Here is a 26,567-nt window from a genome sequence, read left to right as displayed (position 1 = left end):
CGAGGCATTGACGAGCACGACCTCGCAGCCCGAGTCTCCCCGCTCTGCGAGCTCATCAGAACCACCCTCTCCGAGCACGGGCAGCTCCGACCCCCGATCCTCGTCGGGTTCTCCAACGGCGCCATCATGGCGGCAGCCATCCTCCAGACCCAGCCAGAGGCGTTCTCCGGCGCGATCCTGCTCCGAGCCCTGTCGCCGTTCACGGCCGATCCTGAGCAGCCACTGAACGGGCTCCCGGTCCTGCTCCTCGATGGTGCTCACGATGACCGCAGGGCACCTGGCGACGGCCACGTACTCGCCGAGACCCTTCGCCGGGCGGGAGCAGCCGTGGAACACGAGGTACTCCCCACCGGACACGTGATCAGCGACCTCGACGAGCAGATCGCGAGCCGGTGGATGCAGCGAATCATGGTCTCGAAGACTCGCCCCGAATAAGCCACTGAGAATCGGACGCTACGCGTCCTCCACGCGGCAGATCGAGCGCCTGGATCACTCCTGTCGGGCAAGAAGATCGCCTCTACAGGGAGCCTCCATCGCGCAAGGAACGGGAGGTTCGACTCGGCAGTTCGATGTGTTCGTAGTGCGCGGCCATTGCGGGGACGTCGGAGAAGTAGTCGCGGGTTCTCACAACACGCCAGCGGCGCGACTCCGCCACGCTAACAACTCGGACCTTGAGCATGTGACCATCCATACGTTCCTCTTCAGCCTGCCATTCCGTCAGCACCGTGCTGCGCCCCATCGGGGACCAGGCGCCTGAGACGGCGATGTGGTGCACGGTGAAGGCGAAGCGCCTGTTGTACGCGAAGACCGACTCGAACAGCCTGCGGACCTCCTCCTTGCCGTGCCACGCGCCAGCCATGGGAAGACCCTCAGGGAACTCAACGATGACGTCCTGCGCCCACGCTTGAGAAAGCTGGTCGAAGTCCTTGTGTTCGAATGAATCGAGGAACCTCCGCATGCGGCGGCGGACGACATACTCAGCGAACATAGGTGCCCCTAACGCACGATGACCACAGTTCGACGCTGGCATGGCAAGGCATCCTCACGACAGGGTCGAAGGTCCTCCACCGAGTTCCGCGACGTGGTGGACCCGCGACTCTTGCCCTTGGGTGTGGGTTGCGCAGCCACGGCGGCGTCCCTGCACGAGCCCCGGGCACGGCAGTCTGTGGCCGGCCGTGCGGACCTCGACGGCGCACCGAACGATGTGTTCTTCACGGCGGAAAGGTCCCTCCGATGCCTACTCGCGCGAGAGGCTCCTGGTCCGCGCTCCGTGCCCGCACATCGGCAGGGTCGCGCGCGTAGAGCGGCAAGATCGGACGTCGGTGCGCTGCGGGGAGTGGAAGGACCGGCCCAATGAAGCTCGTGTATCGAGATGCAGCGCCACGGGCCGGACCCGACCAGTCGTACACGAAGTGCCACAGTGTGCCTGCCACGACGAGCACCAGAGTGCTGAGCGTCGCGACCCTCGAAGTGAAGCCCTGGGGCCTCTACGACCGGATTACCTCTCCGCCCGTCGGCCCCGGTCGGTGTCCGCGCTCCCGGTCGCCGCCACGGCCGCGGCGAAGAGCCCGAGCGACAGAACGCCAACCAGGCCGAGCAGCCGCGTCGATGGCGTCAGCCCACCGACGCCCACGGCGTAAGCGCACCCGACGGGGAGGAACGCCGCCGCACCGGCGAGGAGGGACCCTCTCGCTGCACGGTCGCCACGACGGGCGCCCCACAGGAGCAGCATCGCCACGCCGACGCACACCATCGCGACGACCGGTGCCACGTCGATCTCCCCCAGCACCCGACTCACGGCGAAAGGGCTGCCCGCGTCGGTGCCCGCCACGCCGAGCAGCCCGAGCTCGGCCAGGACGACCGATGTGACGGCGGCGATCGTCGCCGGGCGCCTTCGCGGCGCCGGAACCGGTGGCGCACCGCGCTCGAACCGGCCCACAAGCAGCACCACGGCGGCGAGCAGCAGACCAGCGGCCGCGAACCAGACGACCCGGATCCCCCACCACGACAGACCGGGCGGGTCGGGATGGGGCAGGCCGCTGGGCGCCAGCAACCGGGCCACCACGGCCATGACCGGCTGGTGCCACAGGTAGATCGACATGATCGACAGGTTCAGCGCAACCACGACCGTCCACACCCTGGGTCGCCGCAACCACCGGTTCAGGCCATGGCGGGCCAGGACAGCGACGCCGACCTGGGCCACCGCGAGCGCCGTGAGGGCGGCCGTGGGTGGGTTCATGTTGACGAGCTCGTCGCCGGGGACGCCCACCATGCGGGCCGGGTACGGACCGGCGGTGAGCAGCACCAGCGCGCCGCCGCCGAGCACGGCGAGCAGTATCGCCGGTCGGGTGCCGAGAGCCTTGTCGGCGTACAGGTAGCCGAGCTGGTGGACGAGCCCCCAGACCACGAGCACGTTCGCGTAGGCCACCCAGGTCAGGCCGGTCGCCAGCCGCACGACGTCGACCGCCGCGACGAGGGTGAGTGCCACGATGATTACGCGCCAGCCCCAGCGCTCGTGCCAGCGCAGCGTGACCGGCGTGAGGGCGGCGACCATGACGTAGATGCCGAGGAACCACAGCGGCTGCAGCAGGATCGCCCCGCCCGCGCCGAGACCGGGCGCCGTCACGTACGCCTCGACGAGCGCCTGGACGGCGTTGCCTGCGACGACGGCGAGCAGCAGCACAGCCGTCGGCGCGAGCAGCCGGTGCATCCGGCGGTCGACGAAGGCGGCGTACCCCTCGCCGCGCTCGGTGACGCCGAGCCAGCTCCGACGGTTCGCATAGCCCCCGACGAAGAAGAAGAGCGGGATGACCTGAAAGACCCAGGTCAGCGGCCACAGGCCCGGCGCCTCGCCTAGCGCGCTGCGGTGCCGGACTCCGCCGCCGCTCCAGTAGAGGTCGTCGACCAGCCAGTGGCCGACGACGACCGCGACGATGCTGCCCCCACGCAGCAGGTCGAGGAACCGGTCGCGAGGGTGGGACCCCGTCGCGCCCGCTGCCGCGTCATCGAGAGCCCGGCCTCGGCGCCCGTGCTGAGTCGCGGCGGCGGTGACCGAGTCATCGCCGCCGGACGGCCTGCCGGGCGTGACGGACAAGGAGGCTCCTCATCGTGCGGTCGGCGCGCCGTGAGTGCGCGACCCGTACTACGACGCTAAGACGCGGACGCGTCCTTCCGCCACGAAATCGACCGCAGCCTCGGGCCGGCGCCGCGGCCCTGCGCCAGCGTCGAGCCGGTCGGGTGAGCCTCCGGAAGCACGTCGAGGTAGCTCTAGACCCGGAGGTCAACGCTCACGAGCCGACGTAGGCCGTTCTCGGCGTTGCAGGCCGCTACCTCATCGCGGCAAGATCGGACGTCCTGTCCGCGGCAAGATCGGACATCCCGTCCGCGGCAGTTGAGGACGTTTCAGTAACAGCGCGAAGGTGCCCCTCGCGGCGCCCTGCGGATGCTTTTCTGGTCGTGTTGGCTGCGCCTACTGTCGGCCGAACCGGGCCATGCAGTGCCATAGCCATTTGACGGCTTGGGGGTCGGCCGTGCGGGATGCTGCGGCCAGGCGAGCGGGAGTGATCGTGCCGCCGAGGGCCCGAGCCAGCTCCACCGGCACAGATCCTCGGTATGCGGGGTCGATCGACTGCGCCGTCACCCGGTAGCCGGCATGTTCCTCGACGGGGCAGCCGAGATGGGCGAGCACCCCAGCGTGTGCCTCGCGATCGCTGGGGTCGAGGACGAGTGCCTCCACGTCACGACCGATCAGCAGGCCGCCGTGGACGTGTGCTTCGACGTAGTCGTTGAGGGGGTCATCCAGCGGTACGTCGGCGGCGGCTACGGGCAGTAACGACGGGTCGAGGACACCGGCGTCCGCGAGTGCGCATAGCTCCTCGAGTCGGTTCGGGCCTCCGACGGCTTGCGGGTCGTAGAAGCTGTCAGGCCAGCAGAAGGTGGCACGCTCGACCACCTCGGGGCGCAACCGCAGGTAGGCCGAACCGAACCGTGGCGAAGCACCGTAGGGGTCATCGCGGCGGTTCCAGGCGCCGTACACGGGCCGGCCCACGACGTCCGCGTCGTCATATCGTCCCTTGAAGAGTCGGCTCTCCCAGCGCCATCGGTCACCACCTGGGAAGGCGGTCAGGCCACCGTTGGACGTGCCGGTCTCCCACTGGCTGCGATACACCCCGGAGGCCGCGATGGCCTCGAGGACTGTGCCCTGGCCGAAGGGCCACCCCGGATGGAAGTGGAGCACGATCCTGGCAGGCATCACGGAAGGATAGCCACCCACACCGTCATCGAACGACTGAGATTCGCTGCCGGACGGTGCAGGCCCGTTGGTCGGTGGCGGAGCCGCGGTTGAGTCGCGCGAACCCGGCGTCCCGCACTCGGGTCTGTTGCGGGGCAGCCGTGTTCAGCGACGTACCCGACCGGTCGAGGGATCATGGTCGGTGAGGCAGTAGACGCATCCGTCGGGTGCCTGCATCACCGTCCACCGGTCCATCACATTGACCACGTGAGCGCCCAGCGCCGCCTGCCGCGTGGTCTCCACCGCACGCGTGGCGACGGCGAAGTCAGGGTGCGCCCTCACTGGTCCATGGGTCGAGTCGAGTCGTTGCAGCGCACCACGAACCTAGGGGCCACACCGCGTGCGCGTCCCGCGTCCCCCTGCCCCCCTCGTCAAACCCGTTTAACCCGAATGTTCCCCGCCCTCAACGACGCCCAACCTCGCCCACACGACGGTGAGGAGTAGCACTGGTGTTCGCGGTCATCGCAGTGTCCTTCTTCGAGTCGGTTGTGAGAGATCACTCGAAGGATCACAGCGGTGACCGCACCTACGTCAGCAGGACACGCTCACCAGCATCGTTGTACACCAACGCTATGGACTCAACTAGGGACCTAAGCCTCTGTCACAGGACGTCGGAGTCGGCGCAAGGTTGCCTGGTGTGAAAGCCACACGCCGGGCAGCTCGGTGAGGCAACACCTTCACCACTCCGCTTCTCGTACGCAAGCAGACAGGTTGAAACCCCATGACCGATGTAGCAACGACTCCGCAGCGCCCCTTGCTGGACGCCATCCTCGACATGACCACCGCTTCCGTCACGCGCGCAGAGCTCGGCGCCCGGGAGCTGTTGATGGTGCGGTTCGCCGCCCTTGCCGCGGTGGGTGCCCCGCCCTCGTCGTACCTGCTGAACATCGCAGCAGCGGCAGACACCACCGACCTGACCCTCGAGGACGCCCGCAGCGTCCTGATCGCCGTGGCGCCCATCATCGGCACCCCGAAGGTCGTCGATGCGGCCGCCACGATCGCCGAGGCCCTCGGGATCGCTCTCGCGCTCGAAGACGCGCTCGCCGAGGAGAACGTCACCACCTGACGCCGAGGTCGTCGGCGCCGCGGGCCGAAAGGCCCGCGGCGCCTGAGCAGCCCCGAGCGGGTCAACACGCTCACCGACGGCGTGTTCGCCATCGTGCTCACCCTTCTGGTGCTCGAGATCCAGGTCCCCGAGAACCTGCCGCACGAGTCCCTCGGTCGTGTGCTCGAGGAACTGCGCCCCACCGGGGTGGCCTGCGATCAGCTTCCTGATCACAAGGATGTACTGGGTGGCCCATCGAGACCTGTTCATGCAGGTGCAGTGGGTGAACCGCGACGTGGTCTGGTTGAACCTGCTCTTCCTGTTCACGATGGGACCGATCCCGTTCGGAGCCTCCGTGCTCGGCCACTACCCGTCGGACCCCATCGCCCTCCAGCTGTACGGGGTCATCATGGTCGTTGCGAGCATCATGCGGCTGGTCCAACTCACCACCGGCTCTTCGGACAAGCCACTTCCCGAACCCGTCACCAACCAGCCTAGAACCGCGTTCCCGTCGGCGTCTTGACACGAAGAGGAGCCAGATCCGGTAGATCACGCACCTCACCAGGCGGCTGCAGGCCGTCGGCACCCACGCGCAACATGGTGCGACTCTTCGCCGCCGGTCGGAGCGTGCGTCTCGCCCGCATGCCGAGGGCGCGCGACGTGGGGGCGTTTCCCCTGTTCCCACCATCAACGCAACGCGCGAGACTGGTGCATGACCACCGAGGGTCAGTCGGTCGATCGACAGCGCATCCACGACGAGCTGGAGAGAGCGCGCGCCGACCTGCAAGACCTGGTATCGCACGCAACGCCCGCCGAGCTCCGACGCCGGACCCAGGGGACCAAGTGGACCAACGGCCAGATGCTGTGGCACATGACGTTCGGCTTCCTCATCGTGCGCCGACTTCTGCCGCTGGTCCGGATTTTCGGTCGCCTGCCTGACCGGGCCAGCCGCACGTTCGCCCACGCGCTCAACGCTGCCACCCGGCCGTTCCACCACATCAACTACCTGGGCTCGGTGGGCGGTGCCCTCGTCTTTCGTGGTCCACGACTGACTGCACAGCTGGACCGCACGATCGCCCAACTCCACCGCCGGCTGGACGCCGAGGACGACGATGCACTCGATCGACGGATGCACTTCCCCGTCGGCTGGGATCCGTTCTTCCGCGACTCGATGACCCTCGCCGATGTCTACGCGTATGCCACCGAGCACTACGACTACCACCGGAGTCAGCTCACGCTGACGTCCTCATGAGGCCCGGGCCCTCAAGTGCACATGGGTTCGCCCGCGCAGGCGGAGTCGCGGGTGGGCAGCCGTCGCTGGCCGTCCTCAGCTTCCGCAATCCCGTCGGCGAGGAGGTGCGTGAATTCCCCCTCGGCCAGCGAGTCAGTGCCCACTGAAGCACGGACCCGTGCGCTTCGATCCGACGCCTGTCGAGCGCCCGCATCTCGCATCACGTGCAGTCCGGCGAACACGCGCCGAAGGGAGGTCCAGCCGTCCGATGAGGGGCGGTCGGTGTCACCGGTCACAACCCGAAGGCCACACTGCCGCCCACGACAACGAGGACGACGCCACTGACGTATCCAATCGCCTTCTGGGCCCGGGGGGTCGTGACGAAAGCACGTCCGCGGGCGACGAGCAGGACGAAGAGCAGGTACCACGTGGCGGTCACTGCGGCCCAGACGATGCCGAGGCCGATGGTGGGGAGCAGGTCGCGCGTGCCGGCGAAGGCTGGCAGCAGTGAGATGGCGAAGACGCCGGCCTTCGGATTGCCCAGGTTGGTCGCGAGCCCGGTCACGTAGGCGGAGAGACGGCTACGGTTCGGACCTTCGGCTTTTAGCTCCACGACTTCGCCCACCCCTCGGCGCGTGGTGCGGAGGGTGCGCGCGCCGATGACAGCCAGGGTGAGGCCCCCTCCGACGAGCAGTGCCCGATGCGCAGCCGGGACGGCGAGGAGGGCCGCAGAGAGGCCTACTCCGGCGCCGATCGACCAGACGACGAGGCCGGTCGCCGTGCCGAAGATCGTGGGGACTGCGGCGCGCGCGCTCGCCCTGACCTCCCTGGCCGGCGAGGCCTGGGTGGTCATCCGCGGCGGCTCCGCGGCCCGGGCACAGTTCGACCGTCTGGTCTCGGAGGCAGGGTTCGAACCGCGGATCCGCTTCGAGACCGAGTCCTATGACGTCGCGCAGGCGCTGGTCGCCACGGGGTACGGCGTTGCCCTGGTGTCGCGGATGGCGCGCCGACGCGACCTGCACCTCAGCTTCCGGCCGGTGGTGCACCGACGCGCGCGCCGGACAGTGCACGCGCTGCGGTCTGACACCGGTGTCACCGACCTGACACTCACCTTCGAGCGTCTGCTGCGGTCAGCGGCGGCAGACCTGGCCTGAAGAGGCTCCCGCCTTCACGGAGACGGCGCTCGGGTTCCCAACTGCCCGAGAGTGCGTGGGGTCGCGCAGCCACAAGGATGGGACCACTGAGGCCGTGGCGCGCATGTGACGACCGAGACAGGCTGTTACGCCGACGTGAAGTGGCGGCGGACGCAGGCTGGAGGTGTGAGCACCGCGACGGAGAATGATCTGGATGGCACGCTGACGATCGAGTTGGAAGACGCGGCGACGCGCAGAGCGTGGGTCAGCACCTTGGGCCTGCTCGCCGGGATGATGCAGCAGTGGCACTTCGTGGGCCTCCTCGGCGGCGAGGTGCGGTACGAGAGTGACACGTTCTCGGCTCCGTACAGCTGGGGGCACCTGCCGCTCGGCCGGACGATGCTGCCCCGCGAGGAGTGGGCACCGGGGATGGACGAGGCGCTGGATGGGCTGCGCCGTGAGATCACGGCCGAGGGGTGGCTGACCGCCGGGCACGGCGAGCAGGCGTGGCAGGACCACTACCGGATGAACACCTGAGGCGCCATGTTCGAACGGCGCTTGTCATCACGCTGTCCATGTGTGCGGTGCTGCTTGTGCGGTGGGTGCGTCCGTGGCAGCGGTCTTGGTCACGAAGCGGTCCGGCCATGCCTGGGCGGGGCTACGGTCGAAATATGAGCATCACAGACAGCGGTCCTGGCCCCCAGTCGTTCGATTTGGAGAAGGAGACACTCGAGAACCCGAACTACCGCACGGTGGCATGGAGCGGCACCTACCTGCAGGTCACGCTCATGTCGATCCCCGTCAACGGCGACATCGGCCTCGAGAAGCACGCGGAGACCGACCAGTTCATCCGGCTCGACCGCGGGCGCGGTCGAGCCGAGATGGGGCCGAGCAAGGACGAGCTGACCTTCGACCAAGAGGTGACCGACGGCTGGTGCGTCATGGTTCCGGCCGGCAGCTGGCACAACGTGACCAACATCGGCGATGAGCCGATGCAGCTCTACACCGTCTACGCGCCGCAGCACCACAAGCCGGGAAAGGTGCACGAGACCAAGGCGGTTGCCGCCGCCGACACCGACGACGAACCCGCAGACTGGTCCGTACAACCCGGCTCGGCCGCGGACCAGCACGCCTAGCCCGAACCGCCCGACCTCAGATGAGGCGGGCTCCTCAGACGCGCGGCGGGCTCACGGCATACGGAATCTCCTTGTGCGCCATGCTGGCTCAGGGATTCGCCGGGAGGCGGACCACGGCTCGCACGCCTGGAGAAGCATCCTCGAGGTGCACGTCACCTCCGCTGCGCAGTAGCAGTGCCCGGGTGATCGGCAGCCCGAGACCGCTGCCGCCACTGTCTCGGTCACGGGCCTCGTCCAGCCTGGTGAACCGGTCGAAGACACGCTCGCGGTCCGCGGCGGAGATCCCGTGGCCGTCGTCCGTGACGGTGACTTCCACCTGGTGGCCCACCGAGGTGGCGTCGAGGACGACGCGGGTGCGAGCGTGCCGCACCGCGTTGTCGACGAGATTCGTCACGGCCCGGGTCAGGTCGTCCGGCACGGCCCGCGGCAGCAGTCGACGACCAGCGAGACCCGGCGCAGTGCCGACCGGGACACGGGCGGAGCCGTAACGGCCGGCGACGTCAGCGAGGAGCGCCGTGACGTCGACCTCGGAGGACCGGCGCGTCGCGGCCGCGTCACCGGCGCGCGCCAGGATGAGGAGATCGTCCACCAGCGTGCTCAGCCGGTCCACGTCGGCAAGCAGCTCGGTCGGCAGGTCACCACCCTCACCCAGGCGCTGGGCCACCTCGAGCTGGGTGCGCATGCTGGCGAGCGGGCTGCGCAGCTCGTGGGCCGCGTCGGCGACGAAGGCGCGCTGCTTGCGCCGCGCCACCGTGATCCGGTCGAGCATCGCGTTGAGGGTCGTCGCGAGCGCGCTGACCTCGTCACGGGTCGGCGGCACCGGGAGGCGATCGGTCTCCGACGAGGACTCGTCGATGCGCTCTGCGCCTCGACGGAGCGCCTCGACAGGAGCGAGGGCCGCGCCGATGACGCGCCACGCGATGGCCGCGAGGACGGCGAGGAGCAGCGGGAAGATCCACAGCAACAGGGTGCGAAGGGTGCGGGCGCTCTGCTCGATGTCTCCGGTGGGCGCCGCTGCGACCACGGCGTACTGGCGCCCTGAAGGCACGGCCGCCCCTGCCGGGACCACCACGACCTGCAGGCGACCGGAGAGACCGGAACGGTTGCCGGCGACGACCACCTGCTCCCCGGCGAGCGCGCGTCGCAGCTCGTCCGGCGTGACGAGGGAGGTCATCCGGTCGGCCGTCACGGACCCGGCTACCACCCGTCCCTGGGCGTCGAGCACCTGCACGACCTGCGACCCGGAGACCGGGACCGGGTCGGGCACCCGCCCCGCGTCGACGAGCAGAGCCACCTGCTCGGCGCTCGCGCGAGCCGTGCCCTCGACGGAGCGACCCAACGAGGTGGTGAGCACGGCGTAGAGCGAGACACCCCCGATGAGGAGCGCACCGGCGACTCCCGCGAGGCCGATGAGCATCAGCCGGGCCCGGATGCTTAGCCTCGCGACACGAGGGTGCACCGACGGGAGGCGTGGGGTGCCGGTCACGGTGCCATCCGGTAGCCGACACCGCGAACGGTCTCGATGCGCGCCCTGCCCAGCTTGCGACGCAGGTAGCCGATGTAGACCTCGACCACGTTGGCGTCGTCGAGGTCTCCCCACACCTTCTCGAGGAGGTCCTCCTTGCGGACCGCCGCAGGATGCGCGCGCATGAGGTGCTCGAGAAGGAGGAGCTCACGCGGGGCAAGCGCCACCTCCGACCCGTCGACCTCGACACGATGCGTTGCCGGGTCGAGCATCACTACGCCGGCCCGGAGGATCGCCGGTCGCGGGGCGGGGTCGCGACGCAGCAGGGCCCGTAGCCGGGCCACGAGGACGACGAAGGAGAAGGGCTTGGTCAGGTAGTCGTCCGCGCCGTAGTCGAGCCCGTCAGCCTCGTCGTACTCCCCGTCCTTCGCAGTGAGGAGCAGCACCGGCACCCAAACCTGCTCTGCCCGAAGCGTTTTGACGACGGTGTAGCCGGACATCCGCGGCAGCATGATGTCGAGGACGACCACGTCGTATGCGCCGAAGCGTGCCGCCTCAAGCCCCGCCTGCCCGTCCGCGACGTGGTCGACCACGAAACCCTCGGCCGTCAGCCCGCGCACGATGGCCGCAGCCATCCGGGCTTCGTCCTCCACCAGCAGCACCCGCACACCGCCACGATGCCACGACGTGCCGGCCGAGCGCCGTTCCTCCCGGATGCACGGTCTCAGTCGGTTCTCAGCAGATGAGGCGCACGATGGGGACATGAGCTTCTTCATCGACCACCCCAAGGCTCGCTGGGCCCTGCCCGTCGCGGCCCTCGGCGTCATCGGCGCGACGGCCCTGACCGTCAACCAGACGGCCAACGCCGACAGCGGGCTACCTTCCCGAACCGCGGCCCAGCTGCTGGCGGACGTCCGGTCGGCGAACGTCTCCAGCCTGTCGGGAACCGTGGTGCAGACCTCCGACCTCGGCCTGCCCGAGATCCCGGGCCTGTCGATGTCGGGACGACCCGGCTCGGCCAGCAGCTCGCTGACCTCCCTCATCTCCGGCACGCACACGTGGCGGGTCTGGCTCGACGGTCCCACACGTCAGCGGCTCGCACTGATCGGCAGCAACGGCGAGTCCGACGTCATCCACAACGGCAACGACGTCTGGCTGTGGTCCAGCGCGGACAAGTCCGCAGTGCACCACACGTTGAGCACCGACCAGGTGCGTGCCGGCTCGGCCGGCAAGCGTCTGCCCAGCGGGCTCCCGAGCGGTCTGCCGAGCGGCGTCCCGAGCACGCTGGCCTCCGGCGCGCCCCGCACGCCCGACGAGGCGGCGGCTGCAGCCCTTGCCCTCATGGGCCAGGACACCACGGTCACGACGTCCGGCGCGGCCTCGGTGGCGGGCCGGTCGGCATACGAGCTCATCCTCACGCCGAAGGACAAGGCCACCCTGGTGGGCTCGGTCCGGATCGCGATCGACAGCCAGGTCCACGTCCCGCTGCGCGTCCAGGTCTACTCGACGAAGCGGACCAATCCCGCGTTCGAGGTGGGCTTCTCGGCCGTCGACTTCGCGAAGCCCGACGCTCGTCAGTTCTCGTTCACGCCGCCCCCCGGCACCACGGTCACCCAGTCCGACCACCTTCTCGCAGGCACGGGCGGGACGAACGCGACCGCGCCCAAGCCCACCGCGCCCGAGCCCACCGCGCCCACGACGGGTCAGGGCGCCCCGAAGGTCGTCGGCTCCGGGTGGAGCACGGTCGTCGTGGCCCCCTTCACCGTGCCGGCAGCCTCCAAGGGCTCCGCTGGGTCCGCGGCAGACAGCACGGCTCAGCTGAACGGCATACTCAAGGCGCTTCCGACCACCTCGGGCACGTGGGGGAGCGGGCATGTCCTCGAAGGCAGCCTGTTCTCGGTCGTCCTGACCAATGACGGCCGGGTGGCCCTCGGGGCAGTTCCTGCGAGCCAGCTGTTCAGCGCCCTGGCAGCGAAGTGACCCAAGCGCTGGAAGCACGAGCCACGTCAGCCCCCGGGAGCGATCTCGCCATCGTGACCCGAGGGCTGACGAAGCGTTTCGGCGCGCGCGCCGCGGTGGACGACCTCGATCTCGTCGTGCCGCGAGGCTCCGTCTACGGCTTCCTCGGGCCGAACGGCTCAGGCAAGACGACGACCATTCGTATGCTGCTCGGCCTCGTTCGCCCGTCTGCCGGCACGAGCAGCCTGCTGGGGCAACCGATTCCGCAGGGCGCCCAGGAGGTGCTTCCTCGCGTCGGATCCCTCGTCGAGGGCCCGGCCTTCCACCCCTACCTGTCCGGGCGGGCCAACCTGCAGCGCCTCGACGCCGCCGACCTCACGGCCGACCCGCGCACCTCGAGGCAGCGGATCGACGCCGCACTCGACCGGGTCGGCCTGCTGGCGACCGCGGGCAAGCGCTATCGCGCCTACTCCCTGGGCATGCGTCAGCGGCTGGCCATCGCGGCCGCGCTGCTCATGCCACGGGAGCTGCTGGTGCTCGACGAGCCGACGAACGGCCTCGACCCGCAAGGGACTCGCGAGGTCCGTCACCTCGTCGCCTCGCTCGCCTCGGACGGGACGACGGTCTTCGTGTCGAGCCACCTGCTGTCCGAGGTGGAGCAGATGTGCACCCACCTCGGCGTCATGAGCGACGGCCGGCTCGTCGCCCAGGGCTCGAGCTCAGAGGTCCGTGGAGGCGCGGCCCCATCGGCCCGGGTGCTCACCGGACAGCCCGAGGCGGCCGCCCGGATCCTGACCGAGCTCGGGCTCGGCGAGGTCCAGACCGTGCCCGGCGGCGTCCGCGGGACGCCGGACGGCCTCGCACCGGAGGCGATCGTCGCCGCGCTCGTCGAGGGTGGCGTCGGCGTCAAGGAGTTCACCGTGACCCGTCCCAGCCTCGAGGACCTGTTCGTCTCGCTCACCGGGGAGGGTTTCGATGTCAGCGGCTGAGCCGGTCGTCACAGAGGTTTCCGAGCGGGCACGGGTCGCCGGCGCAGCCCCCCTCTCGCGGCGGCTGTCGACGCGCCTGCTGCGATCCGAGCTGCGGCTGATCGCCGGCCGCAGGCGCAACCAGATGGGCCTGCTCGTCCTCGCCGCCGTGCCGGTCCTCATCGCCGTCGCGGTGCGGATCTCCTCGCCACGTGAGGGGCGAGGGCCGGACTTCCTCTCCTCGATCACGTCGAACGGGCTCTTCGTGCCGCTCGCGGCACTCAGCGTCGAGCTGGGGCTGTTCCTTCCCCTCGCCATCGCGATGCTCGCCGGTGACTCGGTGGCCGGCGAGGCGAACCTCGGCACGCTTCGCTACCTGCTGACCGTGCCGGTGGGGCGGACCCGACTCCTCGTCACGAAGTACGCCTCCCTCGTCATCGGCGCCGTGTGGGGCGTCGCCGTCGTGGTCGTCGCCGGCGCCGTCGCGGGGATCGCGCTCTTCGGCACCGGACCGATGCTGACGCTCTCGGGCAGTGAGATCTCGTTCGGCGCAGCAGTCTGGCGGGTGGTGCTCGTCAGCCTCTACATCGCCGCCGGTCTGGCGGCCCTCGGCGCCGTCGGGCTCTTCATCTCGACGCTCACGGAGCAACCGCTGGCAGCCACCGTGGCACTCATGATCTTCACGATCCTCTCCTGGATCGCTGACTCGGTGCCTCAGATCTCGTGGCTGCACCCCTGGCTCCTCGTCGACCAGTGGATGGCCTTCGGCGACCTGCTGCGCGACCCACCCTTCTGGGACAACATCGCCCAAGGCCTTCGGGTCGACCTGGGGTATGCCGTCGTGTTCGGGCTGCTCGCCTGGGCCCGCTTCGCGGGCAAGGACATCACGAGCTGACGCCATCCGGAGGGTGCCATCGCCCCACCTCGGCCGACTGCCATGTGACGCCGGACGCCCGCATGTCTCAATAGCCCTGGTGATGCGGCTCCGCACCGCTAGCGTTGCAGCACGGCTTGCGGAACGGGGTGGCATGGGTGAGCGATGACGCGACGGCCCTCCCCACGGGCAGATGGCGCCGGGTCCCGATGGTCCACTGGCTGCCGCGCTACCGGGTCGCGTGGCTGCGGGGGGACCTCGTTGCCGGCGCCGTGGTCGCCGCGCTCGCCGTCCCGCAGGCCCTCGGCTACGCGTCGATCGCCGGGGCCCCCGTTGAGGTCGGCCTCTACGCGCTGCCCGTGGCACTCGTGGCGTATGCCGTGTTCGGCTCCTCCCGGCAGCTCATCGTGGGCCCGGTCTCGACGGTGTCCGTGCTGTCGGGGTCGTTCCTCGCCAGCTTCGGGGTCGCCGGCACCGCGCAGGCTGCGTCGTACACGGCCGCACTGGCGCTCGGCTCCGGGCTGGTGCTCATCGCTGCGGGCTTCGTCGGGATCGGCTGGATGGCCGAGTTCCTGTCCAAGCCCATCGTCACCGGCTTCGTGCTCGGGCTGACCATGCTCGTCATCCTCAACGAGGTGCCGCACCTCGTCGGCGTGCCGACGCCGGCAGGACGGGTCATCGAGCGCGTCGGGGCGCTCGGCTCGAGCGTCACCCGCGGAGAGGCCGACCTCCTCACCGTGGCGGTGTCGGCGGTCGCGCTCGTTGTGCTGTTCGGCGGCCAACGGCTCATGCCGAAGGTCCCGTGGGGTCTCCTCGTCCTCATCGGAGGCCTCGCGGCGTCGGCAGCCCTGGACCTGCAGGCGCGAGGTGTCGAGGTCGTCGGGCCGGTCCCGCAAGGGCTGAGCGCACCCGGCATGCCGGAGGTCGACCCCGCCGACGTGGTCGGGCTGCTCACGGCCGGTGCGGCACTGGCGCTCGTAGGGCTGGCGGAGGGCCTGAGCGCGGCCCGCCTCTTCGCGGCCAAGGGGGCCTACCGGATCGACGCCGACCAGGAGCTGCTCGCCTCCGGCGCCGCCAACGTCGCGTCCGGGCTCTTCGGCGGCCTCGGTGTCGCCGGGAGCCTGTCCAAGACGGCCGCGGTCAGCGACGCGCGCGGGCGCACGCAGGTGACCGGACTGGCCGCAGCGGCGCTGGCCGTCGTCGTCATCGTGGCCATCGCCCCCACCCTCTCGGCGCTCCCCCGCGCGGTGCTGAGCGCGATCGTCGTCAACGCGGTGTGGAAGCTCATGGACTTCAGCGCCTTGGGCCGCTATCGGAGGGTTCGCCGCAACGACATCGTCGCCGCGGCCATCGCGGCGGTCGGGGTGCTGGCCTTCGGACCCCTGAACGGCCTGCTCCTCGCCGTCGCCGCGTCGGTGATCGGTCTCGTCTTCCGCTCGACCAGGGTCGACGTCGAGATCATGGGCAAGGTGCCCCATGAGAAGGCTGCGTGGGGCAGCATCCGCAACCATCCCGAGCGCTCGACCTTCCCCGGTGTGATGGTGCTTCGCCTCGACGTGCCGCTCTTCTGGGTCACGGCCTCGCCGGCCAACGACAGCATCCTGGCTCTCATCGACTCGACCCCCGGGACCCGCGCGCTGGTTCTCGACCTCGAGGCGACCAACCAGATGGACACCACCAGCGCGGACGCCCTCGCCGATCTTCGGGCCGCACTCGTCCAACGGGATGTGGATCTCTTCCTCGTCCGTGTCATGTGGCCCGTGCGCCAGGCGCTGCGCCGCTCCGGGCTGATCCCCGAGCTCGGCGAGGACCACCTGTGGCACAGCATCTCTCAGGGGGTGCGCGAGGCCCGCCGGGTGCACGGCCTCACCGACCTCCCGGCCCACGAGGCAGCGCTGGCCGCCACCGGCGCCCCGGTAATCCGGCCCGACGGGGCCGACGAGGCCGACGAGGCCGACGACGAGGAGCACATCGTGGCTCGTGACCCGGGCCCGGACCCACCGGACGAGCCGCCTCTCGCGGGGGGCCGGGCGGCCGTGTCATAGTCCGCTCGTCCGGCCGGTCCTCGCGGCATGGGGCGCGCGGGGCGCCCGACCGCCGCCCTGCCCGACGGGCGGTCGAGGACGGCGGGACGCGTCGCGCCCGCCGTCCTCGTCCGCGTCACGCCGTGCCGAGGGGTCAGCCCCGACCGGTGGTGCAGAACGTCTTCGACGTCGTGTACCCCTGGTTGTCGATGAGCCCGGTCGTCAGGGCCGCTCTGGTCGAGAGCGAGGCGGTGTAGGAGCAGGGCTGCCACCCGGTCGTGTTCTCGTGATCGGTCCCGAAGCCGCCTCGAGGCACCGTGCCTCCGGCGACGGTCCCGGGGGCCGAGGGTGAGGCGCTCGTGATGGCGACGGACCATGCGGCCATGACCTCATGGTCGGCGGTGTAGTCGACATCCAGTGCCGAGGTGATCGGACTGCACGCCCCGGCGCCCGCCCCGTGGAACTGCTGGATGTCGAGGAGGTTGAGCTCCCTCCAGTTGCTGATGTGCACCCGGGCGAGGGTGTTGGAGTGGTCCGGAGGGCTCGTCGGCCCGGCCACCCTCGTCGCCTCGAAGACGATCCCGAGGTCCTGGCCGGACGGTGCGGGCGAGGCGGTCTGACCGGCCGGGTTCGCGCTGGTCGGCATACCCCCGGGCACATCGTCCGTGGTGTCGAAGCCCAGCAGGGTGGTGAAGCCGCCCGAGATCGAGGCCGGGTCGACGACCACCCAGCCGTCCGGGTCGGGCACGAGGGTGTGGATGTCGGGTCCGTACCAGGGGTCGCCAGGAGCGGGGGGCGGCTTCTCCGCGGTCGGCGCGCCGGCGATGGCGATCGTCTGGAAGGTGGACACGTTGGCTGCACCCGCGACCCCTGACAGGTTCTGCGGCCACGAGACGACCCGGGATCCTGCATCGACCTGGCACACCCTGCTCCCGGTGATCGGCGTCGACGTGCCGGCCAGCACGAAGCGGTAGCGCATGGCGGTGCCGTCGATCGGGGAGGCCGCGGGGCAGTAGCCACGCAGCTCGAGGCAGTCCTGGAAGGCGAACCCCGGGCCACCGTTGAAGTACAGCCCGGAGAAGGAGAGGCCCTTGTTCGTGAGGCCGGTGCCGGAGTCGATGTCGGCGTAGATGTCGAAGTGGCCGACGTGCGTGAACCACGGCTGCAGGACAGGAGTGCAGACACACCGGCACAGGAGCGTGCAGTGCCACGAGCAGACCCAGTGACACAGCTGCACGCAGAAGCGCTCGAGCCCGAGCTCCTTGACGAGCGAGGCGAACCGATCGACGTCCTCACGCTCGACGGCGTCGGCGACAGCGGCGAGGGCCTCGGGCTGCTCGGACAACCGGCTGATGGCCTGCCCGAACTCGTAGGCCTCGGTGAGCGAGAGGTCCATCTCCGTGACCTGGAACGGGCGGCACAGGGTGATACAGACCCGGACGCACCTCCACGAGCAGAAGAACTCGCAGATCCACCGGCACCGGTCCGCCAGCCCGAGACGGTCGAACACGCTCTTGACGAGCTCACACCGGCCGGCGAGAGCAGCCTTGCTCACCTCCGCGAAGCCGGCCTCGTCTGCGACCAGCGCCGCGATGGCCGGGCCCGCGCCAGCGAGCTCATCGACGAGGTGGCGCGAGAGCACGCCGTCGGTGTCGTCGAGCCGCTCGCACCGGAGCCGGCAGTAGACGCGACAGACCCAGTGGCAGATGAGGTGGCAGAACGGCCGCAGCTCGAGCTCGTTGACGAGCGACTGCCAGGCACGCGGGTCCAGCTCGAGAACGGGCTGCACGAGGCGCTCGAGCAGCTCCTCGTCGCTCGTCAGCCTGACGATGACCTCGGCGAGCTCGCGAGGCTCGGGGATGCGGTCGATCCGGGGCGGTCCACAGAGACGCCAGCAGAGTCGCACGCACTCCTTGCTGCAGAGCCAGCCACACAGGAGATCCTCGTGCTCCAGGGCGGACGCCTTTCCGAGGATCCGTCGGTAGGAGTCGGCGTCGCCGGCAAGGAAGGCGTCATACCAGGCGCGGAAGCGGTCCTCGTCGTCGACCAGCCCGCGCAGGGCACCGGCAGCCAGGTTCAGGTCCGCAGCAACATCGAATTCGGACATGGGACAGTCACTCTCCTCGGTGAGGGCATGCGCCTCGACCGGCATGCAGGCAGACGCGATGCCGAACGTCCGGCCGTGACGCGACCGGACCATGGTGTGTCAGCGCCGCAGCGACTGCAGGCGTGGGTGACGGTGCCGCCCGGACGAGGGGCGGTCAGAGGGAACCTCGCGCGGGCCGCTCAGGGGGCACCGCGTGTCGTGCGTCATGACCAGCTGCAACCCATCCATGCCCCCGATCGGTAACGGATGTGATGTCGATCCCGTGACGGCCTCACCCTGTGCGGGCGGCGCCGTCGATCCCCTCATGGTCGCACCAGAGTCGTTGCGCTGCAGGAACTTCCGATAACATCCCCGAAACTGGGACTTGCCTGTGCGGACTCTGACAGGCGATCTGGAGCAGGCCTCACGACAGGCCTGCCGAGCGCCTCAACCGATGCGCCGCATCCCCCGCGACAGGAAGGCCGTCGCCGCGTCGATCGTGCGCAGCTGGTCGGCGTCGTCGTCCTCGATGCGGAAACCGGCGCGCTTGCCGAGCCGCTCCACCAGCTCGACGAAGTCGAGCGAGTCGAGCTCGAAGGTCTCACGCAGGTCGGCATCGCCGTTGACGCCGTCGAGGCTGGCGTCGGGCACGATCTCGCGCAGCGTCGTCTCGAGCATCTCCCTCGGGCTGCCCGGTGCGGTCTGGCTGCCGCTCTGGCTCGGTGTCGTGGTCATCCTCGTCACAGCTCCTCAGGTGCCTGCAACAGGCGGTCGATGGTCTTGAGCAGGCGCGACCCCGTCGCGCCGTCGGTCGCGCGGTGATCGCCCGCGAGGGTGATGGTGACGAGGGGCCGCACGCCGAGCATGCCGTCCACGGCCCACGGTCGCTCTGCGACGGCGCCGAAGCCGACGAGCGCCACCTGCGGCGGGTAGATGACCCCCAGCACGCTGTCGACGCCCTGGTCGCCGAGGTTGGAGACCGTGATGCTCGGCGGCACGAGGTCCGACCCGCGCAGACGCCCGCTGCGCGCGCGTCGCGTCAGCACCTTGATGCGGGCCATCATCTCGTCGACGGACAGCCGGTCGGCGCCACCGATCGCGGGCACGAGGAGGCCACCGCTGCGTAGCGACAGGATGAGCCCGAGGTCGACGTCGGCGGCCGGACGGAAGGCTCCCTCGATCCAGTGGCCGTTGAGCTCGGGCACCGCCCGCGCCGCCCGCGCCGTCGCGGCGAGGAGCAGCGCCGCCGGCACGAGCCGCTCCGACATCTCCAGCTCGCGGTTGCGCTCCTTCATCCACTGGAGGCTCCGCCAGAGGTCGATCGTGAGGCTCAGGTGGTAGTGGGGGATCTCCTGGTTGGAGACCGTCATCAGCGCCGCGATGCTCCGCCTCATGTCGCTCATCGGTGGAGGCGGTGGCTCCTCCGGCGCGGCCTCGGGTTTCACCTCGACCCGAGAGGTGGGGGCCGACGCCGCCCGCTCCCCCGATCCCGTATGCCGCGTGGCCCGTCGCACGTCCTCCGCCCGGACGCTCCCGTCGGGTCCCGTGCCCTGCACCGAGGTCAGGTCGACGCCCTCCTCGGCGGCGAGCCGGCGGGCCAGCGGCGAGACCCGCGGCCGGTGCGGTGACGTCGTTGCCGGTGTCGGGGCCACCGCCGCCTGCTCGACGTCGTGCCGGGTGAGGGCGCCGTCCCGTCCGGTGCCGTGCAGCGTGGTCGGGTCGACGCCGAGCTCGCGGGCCAGGTGGCGCAACACCGGCGACAGGGGCGGCCGCGCGGTCGAGCCCGACGCTGCCCCCGACGGCGCCGGAGCACCTGCGGCCACCCCAGCGCCCGCAGCCACCGGCACTGTCACCGGCGCAGCAGCCGTCGCCTCCACCGTTGCCGGCGCAGCAACCGTCGCCTCCACCTCGGTGGCCGCACCGAGCAGCGCCAGCGCCTCCCCGACCGGCACCGTCTGCCCCTCCTCGGCGAGGAGCCGGGTCACCGTGCCCGTCTCGAAGCACTCGACCTCGACCGTCGACTTCGGCGTCTCGACGACGGCGACGACATCACCGCGGCGCACGTGGTCACCGACCTTGACGAGCCACTCGATGAGCACCCCCTGCTCCATGTCGGCGCCGAGCGACGGCATCCGGAACTCACCCATGGACGCCCACCACCCGCCTCGCCGCGGCGGCGATGCCTTCTGCCTGCGGGAGGGCTGCTTCCTCGAGGTGGTGCGCGTAGGGCACGGGAACCTCTGCGGCACAGACGCGTTCGATCGGTGCGTCGAGCTCGTAGAACGCCTGCTCGACGATGCGAGCCGAGATCTCGCCGGCGAGACTGCCTGTGCGCCAGGCCTCGTCGACGATGATGACCCGGTGGGTGCGCGCGACCGAGCCCATGATCGTGGCATCGTCGAGGGGTCGCAGCACGCGGAGGTCGATCACCTCGGCCGAGATGTTCTCAGCCACAAGCAGATCCGCGGCCGCGAGCGCCTTGCCCAGCCCACCGGCATACGCGATGACGGTGACGTCCGTGCCCGCGCGCCGGACGGCCGCACTGGCGATGTCGACCCGAACGGGCTCTGCCGGAAGGGTCCCCGAGAGGTTGTAGAGCGAGCCGTGCTCGAAGAGGACGACGGGGTCGGGGTCTTCGACCGCCGGGCCGAGCATGCCGCGCGCGTCCTCCAGCGTCGCCGGAGCGATGACCCGGATGCCGGGGATCGACGCATACCACCCCTCGAGGCTGTGGGAGTGCTGCGCGGCAAGCTGTCGCCCGGCACCCGTCGTCATGCGGATGACCATCGGCACCGACAGCTGACCACCGGACATGTGCCGCAGGGTGGCGGCATTGTTCACGATCTGGTCGAGCGCGAGCAGGCTGAAGTTGACCGTCATGATCTCGACGATCGGCCGCAACCCGCGCAGGGCCGCCCCGATGCCGGCGCCGGTGAAGGCGGACTCCGAGAGCGGCGTGTCGCGGATGCGCTCCTCGCCGAACTCCTCGAGCAGGCCGAGGCTCACGGCGAAGGACCCGCCGTAGCGCCCGACGTCCTCGCCCATCAGGAAGACCCGGGGGTCCCGCGCCAGGGCTTCCCGATGGGCTTCGCGGAGCGCTTCTCGGAACGTCGTCGTCACCGTCGCCGGAGCGACCGCCGGAGCCGTCATCGCCTCCACCGCAGCGTCCTTCGCCACCGTCATCGCGCTCCGCCTGCTCATGTCGACCTCCCACCCGCCGGCGCCACCACGTCACCCGTGGCCTCCGTCATCACGTGGCGCAGCAGGTCCTCGACCGGCTCGAGCGGCGCGGCGTCGGCCGCCTCCACCGCCGCTGCGATCTCCGCCTCCACCTCGGCCTCCACCGCCGCGCGCCACCGCTCGACCTCGGCCGGGGTCATGAGCCCGTCACTGACGAGCCTCGCCTCGAGCGCCGGGATCGGGTCGGACTTCTTCCACGTCTCGATCTCGGACTTGTCGCGGTAGCGGTCCGGGTCATACATCGAGTGAGCCCGGAAGCGATAGGTGCGCAGCTCGAGGAAGCACGGCTTGCCGCTGTCGCGAACGTACTCGAGCGCACGGTCCGTCGCCTCGCGCACGGCGATGACGTCCATGCCGTCCACGGTCCACGCCACCATGCCGTATGCCGCCGCCCGCATCGCGAGGTCGGTGGCCGCGTGCTCCCGCGCCAGGGCCGTGCCCATGGCGTAGCGGTTGTTCTCGCAACAGAAGAGCACCGGCAGGTCCCACAGGGCCGCCAGGTTGGCGCACTCGTGGAACTCGCCCTCGGCGAAGGCGCCGTCGCCGAAGAGGCACACGGTGACCGCGCGGTCGTCGGTCAGGTGGTCAGCCAGCGCCAGCCCGACCGCGACGGGTAGCCCGCCTGCGACGATCGCGTTCCCCCCGTAGAAGCGCCGGCTCGCGTCGAAGAGGTGCATCGACCCGCCACGGCCACCGCTGCACCCGGTCGCCTTGCCGAACATCTCGGCCATGATCGACGGCATCGGCACGCCGCGGGCCAGGGCGTGCCCGTGCTCGCGATAGGTCGAGACGACGGCATCGTCCTCGGTCAGGGCGCCGACGACACCCACGGCGACGGCCTCCTCGCCGATGCAGAGGTGGAGGAAGCCACGGATCTTCGTCGCGCTGTAGAGCTCGACGCACTTCTCCTCGAAGCGCCGGATCCGGATCATCTCGCGCAGCAGGCCGGTGAAGAGCTCGAGGAACAGCTCGCGCGTCATGACGACCCCTCCCCCGCAGCATCACCCGCCGGCTGCGTCGACGGGGTCTCCACCGTCGACAGGTCGCCCTCGGGCAGGCCGAGCTCACGGGCCTTGAGCAGCCGGCGCATGACCTTGCCGCTGCGGGTGTGGGGCAGCGCCTGGTCGAAGGCGATCTCGCGCGGCGCGACCGAGCCGAGGCGGTGCCGACCGAACGAGATGAGCTCACGGGCCAGTGCGGGAGTCGGCTCGTGGCCGACCTTGAGGGTGACGAACGCCTTGACGATCTCGCCGGCCAGCGGATCCGGCTTGCCGATGACCCCCACCTCGGCGACAGCAGGGTGCTCCATGAGCGCGCTCTCGACCTCGAACGGGCCGATGAGGTGGCCTGCCGACTTGATGACGTCGTCGGCGCGACCGATGAACCACACGTAGCCGTCGGCGTCGATGCGCGCGAGGTCGCCGGTGAGGTACCACCCGTCGGCGAAGGCCCGGGCATAACGGTCGGGGTCGTCGAGGTAGGCCCGGAACATCGAGGGCCACCCGGGCCGCAGCGCGAGCTCACCAACCTCATCGGGCCCCGTCAGCACCTGCACGCGTCCATCGACGACGGCTGCCCGACCGTCGTCGCCCTGGGCCAGCACCGCGACGTCGACCCCGGGGACCGGGCGTCCCATCGAGCCCGGGCGGACCGGCATACCGGGGAAGTTGCTCACCATGATGGCGCCGGTCTCCGTCTGCCACCACGTGTCGTGTACGGGCATCCCGAAGGCCTCGAGGCCCCACACGACGGCCTCGGGGTTGAGCGGCTCCCCCACGCTGACGACGTGCCGCAGCGCCGGGAACGAGAACTCGCGCGCGAGGTCGGCGCCCGAGCGCATGAGCATGCGCAGCGCCGTCGGCGCGGTGTAGAAGACGGTGATGCGCTCGTCCTGGAGGATCCGGTACCACCGCCGCGCGTCGAAGTCGGCCGAGTCCGTGACGACGGTGACCCCGCAGCTGAGCGGGCCGAGGATCCCGTAGGACGTGCCGGTGACCCAGCCGGGGTCGGCCGTGCACCAGTAGATGTCGCCAGGGCGCAGGTCGAGCGCGAACTCGGCCGTCACGTGGTGGGCGAGGATCGCCTCGTGCACGTGGACGGCACCCTTGGGCTTGCCCGTCGTTCCGCTCGTGAAGTGGAGCAGGGCCGGGTCCGACGGCCACGTCGGCGCCACGACGTTCTCCTTCGGGTGGTACGCCGCGGCGCCGCCCATGAGCAGGCGTGACCAGGGAATCGTGCCCCGAGGGCAACCCCGCTCGTCGGAGTCGGTGATGATGACGTGCTCGAGGTTGGGCAGCTCGGCCCGGTGGGGCTCGACCTTCCGGGTGTAGGACAGCCGGTCGGTGACGAGGACCCGGGCACGCCCGAGCGCGAGACGCTCGCGCACCGGCTCGGGCCCGAAGGCGGGGAAGAGCGGGCAGTAGACCCCGCCGGCCTTGAGGGTGCCGAGGACGGTGAGGTAGAGCTCGGGCATGCGCGGCAGGAGCGTGCACACGACATCGTGCGGCAGCACGCCGAGCCGGCGGAGGGCGGCGGCCGTGAGGTCGCTCTGGTGCTTGAGCTCGGCATACGTCAGCTCGAAGGTCGGCCCGGCCTTCTCGAGGAAGCGGATCGCGACGACGTCGGCGAGCGGCCCGGCGGCATGGCGGTCGACGGCCTCGTGGGCCATGTTGAGGCGCCCGGCACCGTCGATGTCGAGCCAGTGCCGCGCCCGCTCCCACGAGAACGTGCGCCGCCGGTGGTCGTAGTCGCCGATGAGCGGCGCCAGGGCCGGGACGTGCTCGATGGGGCGCCGCTCGCCGACGCTGCGCTGGAGTGCCAAGTCCGCCATGAGACCACGATGCCGCGCCCCGATCTCGCCGGGCAGGGACCAATGGCCCTGTTTGGTGACCTCCGCGGGGGGTGCACTGGTGGTGTGCCGCTGAGGAGTCGCGGCACGTCTCAACGAGGAGGAGTTCCACCATGACCATCAACACCCCCGGCAAGGCCACCGAGCGCCGTGACCGCTCCCACTGGGTCGAGCTGTCACCGTGGACGGACCTCGCTCCGTGGGCCACGCGGATGCAGGACCTCTTGGAGCAGATGTGGTCGCCGGCCATGGCCGGCAGCGACTTCGCCCCCGGCGGCGAGCTGCGCGAGACCGACGAGGCCTTCACCCTCGAGCTCGACCTGCCCGGCGTCGACAAGAAGGACATCACGATCGACTTCTCGGGCCGGCGCCTCAGCGTGCGCGGCACCAAGACGACCGAGAAGGAAGGCAACGGGACCCTGCGTCACTCGACCCGGACCTCGGGCAGCTTCACCTACGAGGCGATCCTCCCCGTCCCCGTCGACGAGCAGGCCGTGACGGCGTCGCTCGCCGACGGCGTGCTCCTCGTGACGATGCCGAAGGCCACCGAGGCCAAGACGACGCACGTCGAGATCAGCTGATCGCCGTGCCCGAGGACACCACCATGCACGCCATCGTCTACCACGGCCCCGGCCGGAAGGCGTGGGAAGAGGTGCCGAAGCCGATGCTGCAGGCCGACACCGACGCCATCGTCAAGGTCGACACCGTCACCATCTGCGGCACCGACCTGCACATCCTCAAGGGTGATGTCGCAGCAGTGACCGACGGGCGCATCCTCGGCCACGAGGCCGTGGGCACCGTCGAGCAGGTCGGCTCCGGGGTGAAGAACGTCAAGGTCGGAGACCACGTGCTCGTCTCCTGCATCACCGCGTGTGGTGCCTGCCGCTACTGCCGCGACGGCAGCTACGGCCAGTGCATCGGCGGTGGCGGCTGGATCCTCGGGCACAAGATCGACGGCACACAGGCGGAGTACGTGCGGGTCCCCTTCGCGGACACCTCGACGTATGCCGTCCCAGCAGGTGTGACTGACGAGGAAGTACTCATGCTCGCCGACATCGGGCCCACGGGCTACGAGGTCGGTGTGCTGAACGGCCGGGTCCGTCCCGGTGACGTCGTAGCGGTGGTGGGCGCCGGCCCGGTCGGGCTCTCCGCCATCATGGGTGCCAAGCTCTTCAGTCCGGCGCACGTCGTGGCCATCGACCTGGCCGATGCCCGACTCGAGGCGGCCAAGCAGTTCGGGGCCGACATCACGGTGAACCCGTCCCGGGAGGACGCGGTCGACATCGTCCGTGGTCTCACCGACGGCCTCGGGGCGGACGTCGCCATCGAGGCCGTCGGGGTGGCCGCGACCTTCGAGCAGTGCGCCACGCTCGTCCGCCCGGGCGGGACCGTCGCGAACGTCGGCGTCCACGGCGGCCCGGCGACCCTGCACCTGGAGGATCTCTGGATCAAGAACGTCACGATCACGACGGGGCTCGTCGACACGTACTCGACGCCGACCCTGCTCCGTCTGCTCGCGACCCACCAGGTCGACCTGGCCCGCTTCGTCACCCACCGCTTCGCGCTGGGCGACTTCATGCAGGCCTACGACACCTTCGCCGACGCGGCGCAGACCCGAGCCCTCAAGGTCGTCCTCACCGCCTGACAATCCAAAGAGCAGTTCGTCGGGGAGGCCGCCCAACCCGATCGAAAGAGCAGTTCGTCGGGGAGGCCGCTCGCGGCCGAGCCGGACGAACTGCTCTTTCGATCGGTCAGAGGTCGATGTGCATGATCCGCAGGCCGACGCGCTCGCCCGTCGGCAGCTCGTGGGCCCGCGGCACCGTGCCCACGACGGTGAAGCCGAGGCTCTCGTAGAGCCTGACGGCGGCGGTGTTCGTGGCGACGACGGCGTTGAACTGCATTGCGGCATAACCGGACTGGCGCGCCCACTCGAGCGACTCGACGACGAGCGCACGGCCGACCCCACGACCGCGCGCGTCGGCCGCGACCATGTAGCTCGCCGTGGCGACATGGGATCCCGGCCCTGGCCGGTTGCGCCCCATCTTGGCCGTGCCGAGCACGAGCGGCCCGTCCGTCGCGACCGTCGTGCGCCCACCCGGCCCGTTCTCGAGCCACAGCGGACGGGCCTCGGCCTCGGTGAGGTCAGTCGGGTACGGGAAGGTGTCACCGGCCCGGACGACCTCCTCGATGAGCGGCCACACCTGGGGCCAGTCGTCGTCGGCGTAGTCGCGGACCACGAGCGTGTCTGCCATGACCGGGTTCCTCGC

27 protein-coding genes and 1 pseudogene are annotated in these 26,567 nt (G+C 70.3%); 14 read left to right on the top strand and 14 right to left on the bottom strand.

Going from position 1 to position 26,567, the window contains the following annotated elements; all coding sequences use genetic code 11:
- Positions 1 to 126 precede the first annotated feature (126 nt).
- Positions 127 to 435, top strand: coding sequence for an alpha/beta hydrolase (locus tag FBY41_RS21215; RefSeq protein WP_141846910.1), 309 nt, complete (start codon positions 127 to 129; stop codon positions 433 to 435).
- An 82-nt stretch (positions 436 to 517) separates the two neighbouring features.
- Here the strand turns inward: FBY41_RS21215 and FBY41_RS21210 are convergent, their stop codons facing one another.
- The 4 genes from FBY41_RS21210 to FBY41_RS24305 all read right to left on the bottom strand — a co-directional run bounded on the left by FBY41_RS21210 (position 518) and on the right by FBY41_RS24305 (position 4,603).
- Positions 518 to 988, bottom strand: coding sequence for a nuclear transport factor 2 family protein (locus FBY41_RS21210; RefSeq protein ID WP_185749194.1), 471 nt, complete (start codon positions 986 to 988; stop codon positions 518 to 520).
- Between the two features lie 510 nt (positions 989 to 1,498).
- Complete coding sequence (locus tag FBY41_RS21205) at positions 1,499 to 3,094, bottom strand: acyltransferase family protein (RefSeq protein WP_141846906.1); 1,596 nt, start codon at positions 3,092 to 3,094, stop codon at positions 1,499 to 1,501.
- A gap of 375 nt (positions 3,095 to 3,469) precedes the next feature.
- Positions 3,470 to 4,252: a DUF3626 domain-containing protein gene (locus FBY41_RS21200; RefSeq protein WP_141846904.1), complete on the bottom strand. Its 783-nt coding sequence runs from the start codon at positions 4,250 to 4,252 to the stop codon at positions 3,470 to 3,472.
- Between the two features lie 144 nt (positions 4,253 to 4,396).
- Positions 4,397 to 4,603 carry a VOC family protein gene (locus FBY41_RS24305; protein ID WP_375869896.1) on the bottom strand — a complete coding sequence of 69 codons (207 nt, stop codon included), beginning with the start codon at positions 4,601 to 4,603 and terminating at the stop codon, positions 4,397 to 4,399.
- A 442-nt stretch (positions 4,604 to 5,045) separates the two neighbouring features.
- Between FBY41_RS24305 and FBY41_RS21195 the strand changes: the two genes are divergently transcribed.
- The 4 genes and pseudogenes from FBY41_RS21195 to FBY41_RS21180 all read left to right on the top strand — a co-directional run bounded on the left by FBY41_RS21195 (position 5,046) and on the right by FBY41_RS21180 (position 6,588).
- Complete coding sequence (locus FBY41_RS21195; RefSeq protein WP_260439960.1) at positions 5,046 to 5,357, top strand: carboxymuconolactone decarboxylase; 312 nt, start codon at positions 5,046 to 5,048, stop codon at positions 5,355 to 5,357.
- A gap of 42 nt (positions 5,358 to 5,399) precedes the next feature.
- Positions 5,400 to 5,516 (top strand): annotated as a pseudogene (locus FBY41_RS24300) (TMEM175 family protein); the annotation flags it as partial.
- Entirely contained in the window at positions 5,515 to 5,859 is a 345-nt protein-coding gene (locus tag FBY41_RS21185; protein ID WP_260439959.1) for a TMEM175 family protein, read from the top strand. The pseudogene FBY41_RS24300 and the gene FBY41_RS21185, both read left to right, overlap by 2 nt.
- Before the next feature lie 189 nt (positions 5,860 to 6,048).
- On the top strand, positions 6,049 to 6,588 hold the full coding sequence (locus FBY41_RS21180) for a DinB family protein (RefSeq protein ID WP_141846898.1): 540 nt from the start codon (positions 6,049 to 6,051) through the stop codon (positions 6,586 to 6,588).
- Positions 6,589 to 6,859: 271 nt separating this feature from the next.
- Here the strand turns inward: FBY41_RS21180 and FBY41_RS21175 are convergent, their stop codons facing one another.
- The gene (locus tag FBY41_RS21175; RefSeq protein WP_141846897.1) at positions 6,860 to 7,420 is read right to left on the bottom strand and encodes a LysE family translocator; all 561 of its coding nucleotides are present in this window, start codon (positions 7,418 to 7,420) and stop codon (positions 6,860 to 6,862) included.
- Between FBY41_RS21175 and FBY41_RS21170 the strand changes: the two genes are divergently transcribed.
- From FBY41_RS21170 to FBY41_RS21160, 3 genes are all read left to right on the top strand, one after another.
- Positions 7,413 to 7,721, top strand: coding sequence for a LysR substrate-binding domain-containing protein (locus tag FBY41_RS21170; RefSeq protein ID WP_260439958.1), 309 nt, complete (start codon positions 7,413 to 7,415; stop codon positions 7,719 to 7,721). The genes FBY41_RS21175 and FBY41_RS21170 overlap by 8 nt on opposite strands.
- Positions 7,722 to 7,886: 165 nt before the next feature.
- Entirely contained in the window at positions 7,887 to 8,237 is a 351-nt protein-coding gene (locus tag FBY41_RS21165; protein ID WP_141846895.1) for a hypothetical protein, read from the top strand.
- Between the two features lie 134 nt (positions 8,238 to 8,371).
- Entirely contained in the window at positions 8,372 to 8,836 is a 465-nt protein-coding gene (locus FBY41_RS21160) for a cupin domain-containing protein (protein ID WP_141846893.1), read from the top strand.
- Between the two features lie 88 nt (positions 8,837 to 8,924).
- Here the strand turns inward: FBY41_RS21160 and FBY41_RS21155 are convergent, their stop codons facing one another.
- Both FBY41_RS21155 and FBY41_RS21150 read right to left on the bottom strand, forming a co-directional pair.
- Complete coding sequence (locus FBY41_RS21155) at positions 8,925 to 10,322, bottom strand: sensor histidine kinase (protein WP_221629380.1); 1,398 nt, start codon at positions 10,320 to 10,322, stop codon at positions 8,925 to 8,927.
- Positions 10,319 to 10,969, bottom strand: coding sequence for a response regulator transcription factor (locus FBY41_RS21150; protein ID WP_141846891.1), 651 nt, complete (start codon positions 10,967 to 10,969; stop codon positions 10,319 to 10,321). Before FBY41_RS21150 ends, FBY41_RS21155 begins: the two co-directional genes overlap by 4 nt.
- Positions 10,970 to 11,063: 94 nt before the next feature.
- Between FBY41_RS21150 and FBY41_RS21145 the strand changes: the two genes are divergently transcribed.
- From FBY41_RS21145 to FBY41_RS21130, 4 genes are all read left to right on the top strand, one after another.
- Positions 11,064 to 12,281 (top strand): LolA family protein, encoded by a 1,218-nt coding sequence (locus FBY41_RS21145; RefSeq protein WP_141846889.1) that lies wholly within the window; start codon positions 11,064 to 11,066, stop codon positions 12,279 to 12,281.
- A complete protein-coding gene (locus FBY41_RS21140) occupies positions 12,278 to 13,249 on the top strand; it encodes an ABC transporter ATP-binding protein (protein WP_141846887.1) in 972 nt (323 codons plus the stop codon). Before FBY41_RS21145 ends, FBY41_RS21140 begins: the two co-directional genes overlap by 4 nt.
- Positions 13,236 to 14,123 (top strand): ABC transporter permease, encoded by an 888-nt coding sequence (locus FBY41_RS21135; RefSeq protein ID WP_141846885.1) that lies wholly within the window; start codon positions 13,236 to 13,238, stop codon positions 14,121 to 14,123. Before FBY41_RS21140 ends, FBY41_RS21135 begins: the two co-directional genes overlap by 14 nt.
- Positions 14,124 to 14,260: 137 nt before the next feature.
- Positions 14,261 to 16,147, top strand: a complete 1,887-nt coding sequence (locus FBY41_RS21130; RefSeq protein WP_141846883.1) for a SulP family inorganic anion transporter — start codon at positions 14,261 to 14,263, stop codon at positions 16,145 to 16,147.
- Between the two features lie 133 nt (positions 16,148 to 16,280).
- Here the strand turns inward: FBY41_RS21130 and FBY41_RS21125 are convergent, their stop codons facing one another.
- The 6 genes from FBY41_RS21125 to acsA form a co-directional block, all read right to left on the bottom strand.
- The gene (locus FBY41_RS21125) at positions 16,281 to 18,233 is read right to left on the bottom strand and encodes a hypothetical protein (protein WP_141846881.1); all 1,953 of its coding nucleotides are present in this window, start codon (positions 18,231 to 18,233) and stop codon (positions 16,281 to 16,283) included.
- Positions 18,234 to 18,659: 426 nt separating this feature from the next.
- Complete coding sequence (locus FBY41_RS21120) at positions 18,660 to 18,947, bottom strand: acyl carrier protein (RefSeq protein ID WP_141846879.1); 288 nt, start codon at positions 18,945 to 18,947, stop codon at positions 18,660 to 18,662.
- Positions 18,948 to 18,952: 5 nt separating this feature from the next.
- A complete protein-coding gene (locus FBY41_RS21115) occupies positions 18,953 to 20,359 on the bottom strand; it encodes a 2-oxo acid dehydrogenase subunit E2 (protein ID WP_141846877.1) in 1,407 nt (468 codons plus the stop codon).
- Positions 20,352 to 21,332 (bottom strand): alpha-ketoacid dehydrogenase subunit beta, encoded by a 981-nt coding sequence (locus FBY41_RS21110; RefSeq protein ID WP_221629396.1) that lies wholly within the window; start codon positions 21,330 to 21,332, stop codon positions 20,352 to 20,354. The genes FBY41_RS21115 and FBY41_RS21110 overlap by 8 nt, the downstream gene beginning before the upstream one ends.
- 77 nt (positions 21,333 to 21,409) lie before the next feature.
- Positions 21,410 to 22,432, bottom strand: a complete 1,023-nt coding sequence (gene pdhA, locus FBY41_RS21105) for a pyruvate dehydrogenase (acetyl-transferring) E1 component subunit alpha (protein ID WP_221629379.1) — start codon at positions 22,430 to 22,432, stop codon at positions 21,410 to 21,412.
- Positions 22,429 to 24,282 carry an acetate--CoA ligase gene (acsA, locus tag FBY41_RS21100; protein WP_141846875.1) on the bottom strand — a complete coding sequence of 618 codons (1,854 nt, stop codon included), beginning with the start codon at positions 24,280 to 24,282 and terminating at the stop codon, positions 22,429 to 22,431. Before acsA ends, pdhA begins: the two co-directional genes overlap by 4 nt.
- 131 nt (positions 24,283 to 24,413) lie before the next feature.
- Between acsA and FBY41_RS21095 the strand changes: the two genes are divergently transcribed.
- Complete coding sequence (locus FBY41_RS21095) at positions 24,414 to 24,881, top strand: Hsp20/alpha crystallin family protein (protein WP_141846873.1); 468 nt, start codon at positions 24,414 to 24,416, stop codon at positions 24,879 to 24,881.
- Between the two features lie 23 nt (positions 24,882 to 24,904).
- Positions 24,905 to 25,945 carry a zinc-dependent alcohol dehydrogenase family protein gene (locus FBY41_RS21090; RefSeq protein ID WP_141846871.1) on the top strand — a complete coding sequence of 347 codons (1,041 nt, stop codon included), beginning with the start codon at positions 24,905 to 24,907 and terminating at the stop codon, positions 25,943 to 25,945.
- Between the two features lie 106 nt (positions 25,946 to 26,051).
- Here FBY41_RS21090 and FBY41_RS21085 read toward each other — a convergent pair whose 3' ends face one another.
- Positions 26,052 to 26,552, bottom strand: a complete 501-nt coding sequence (locus tag FBY41_RS21085; protein ID WP_141846869.1) for a GNAT family N-acetyltransferase — start codon at positions 26,550 to 26,552, stop codon at positions 26,052 to 26,054.
- Between the last annotated feature and the right edge of the window lie 15 nt (positions 26,553 to 26,567).

The organism is Humibacillus xanthopallidus (genome assembly GCF_006716675.1).
In the GTDB taxonomy this organism is placed as follows: Bacteria; Actinomycetota; Actinomycetes; order Actinomycetales; family Dermatophilaceae; genus Humibacillus; species Humibacillus xanthopallidus_B.
This window is presented reverse-complemented; position numbering and strand designations above follow the sequence as displayed.

Excerpts from the sequence above, each read along its gene's own strand:
- FBY41_RS21215 (WP_141846910.1), top strand. The coding sequence starts at position 127 with ATGGCGGCAGCCATCCTCCAGACCCAGCCAGAGGCGTTCTCCGGCGCG.
- FBY41_RS21210 (WP_185749194.1), bottom strand. The coding sequence starts at position 988 with ATGTTCGCTGAGTATGTCGTCCGCCGCCGCATGCGGAGGTTCCTCGAT.
- FBY41_RS21200 (WP_141846904.1), bottom strand. The coding sequence starts at position 4,252 with ATGCCTGCCAGGATCGTGCTCCACTTCCATCCGGGGTGGCCCTTCGGC.
- FBY41_RS21180 (WP_141846898.1), top strand. The coding sequence starts at position 6,049 with ATGACCACCGAGGGTCAGTCGGTCGATCGACAGCGCATCCACGACGAG.
- FBY41_RS21175 (WP_141846897.1), bottom strand. The coding sequence starts at position 7,420 with ATGACCACCCAGGCCTCGCCGGCCAGGGAGGTCAGGGCGAGCGCGCGC.
- FBY41_RS21160 (WP_141846893.1), top strand. The coding sequence starts at position 8,372 with ATGAGCATCACAGACAGCGGTCCTGGCCCCCAGTCGTTCGATTTGGAG.
- FBY41_RS21145 (WP_141846889.1), top strand. The coding sequence starts at position 11,064 with ATGAGCTTCTTCATCGACCACCCCAAGGCTCGCTGGGCCCTGCCCGTC.
- FBY41_RS21135 (WP_141846885.1), top strand. The coding sequence starts at position 13,236 with ATGTCAGCGGCTGAGCCGGTCGTCACAGAGGTTTCCGAGCGGGCACGG.
- FBY41_RS21125 (WP_141846881.1), bottom strand. The coding sequence starts at position 18,233 with ATGTCCGAATTCGATGTTGCTGCGGACCTGAACCTGGCTGCCGGTGCC.
- FBY41_RS21120 (WP_141846879.1), bottom strand. The coding sequence starts at position 18,947 with ATGACCACGACACCGAGCCAGAGCGGCAGCCAGACCGCACCGGGCAGC.
- FBY41_RS21115 (WP_141846877.1), bottom strand. The coding sequence starts at position 20,359 with ATGGGTGAGTTCCGGATGCCGTCGCTCGGCGCCGACATGGAGCAGGGG.
- pdhA (WP_221629379.1), bottom strand. The coding sequence starts at position 22,432 with ATGACGCGCGAGCTGTTCCTCGAGCTCTTCACCGGCCTGCTGCGCGAG.
- acsA (WP_141846875.1), bottom strand. The coding sequence starts at position 24,282 with ATGGCGGACTTGGCACTCCAGCGCAGCGTCGGCGAGCGGCGCCCCATC.
- FBY41_RS21095 (WP_141846873.1), top strand. The coding sequence starts at position 24,414 with ATGACCATCAACACCCCCGGCAAGGCCACCGAGCGCCGTGACCGCTCC.
- FBY41_RS21090 (WP_141846871.1), top strand. The coding sequence starts at position 24,905 with ATGCACGCCATCGTCTACCACGGCCCCGGCCGGAAGGCGTGGGAAGAG.
- FBY41_RS21085 (WP_141846869.1), bottom strand. The coding sequence starts at position 26,552 with ATGGCAGACACGCTCGTGGTCCGCGACTACGCCGACGACGACTGGCCC.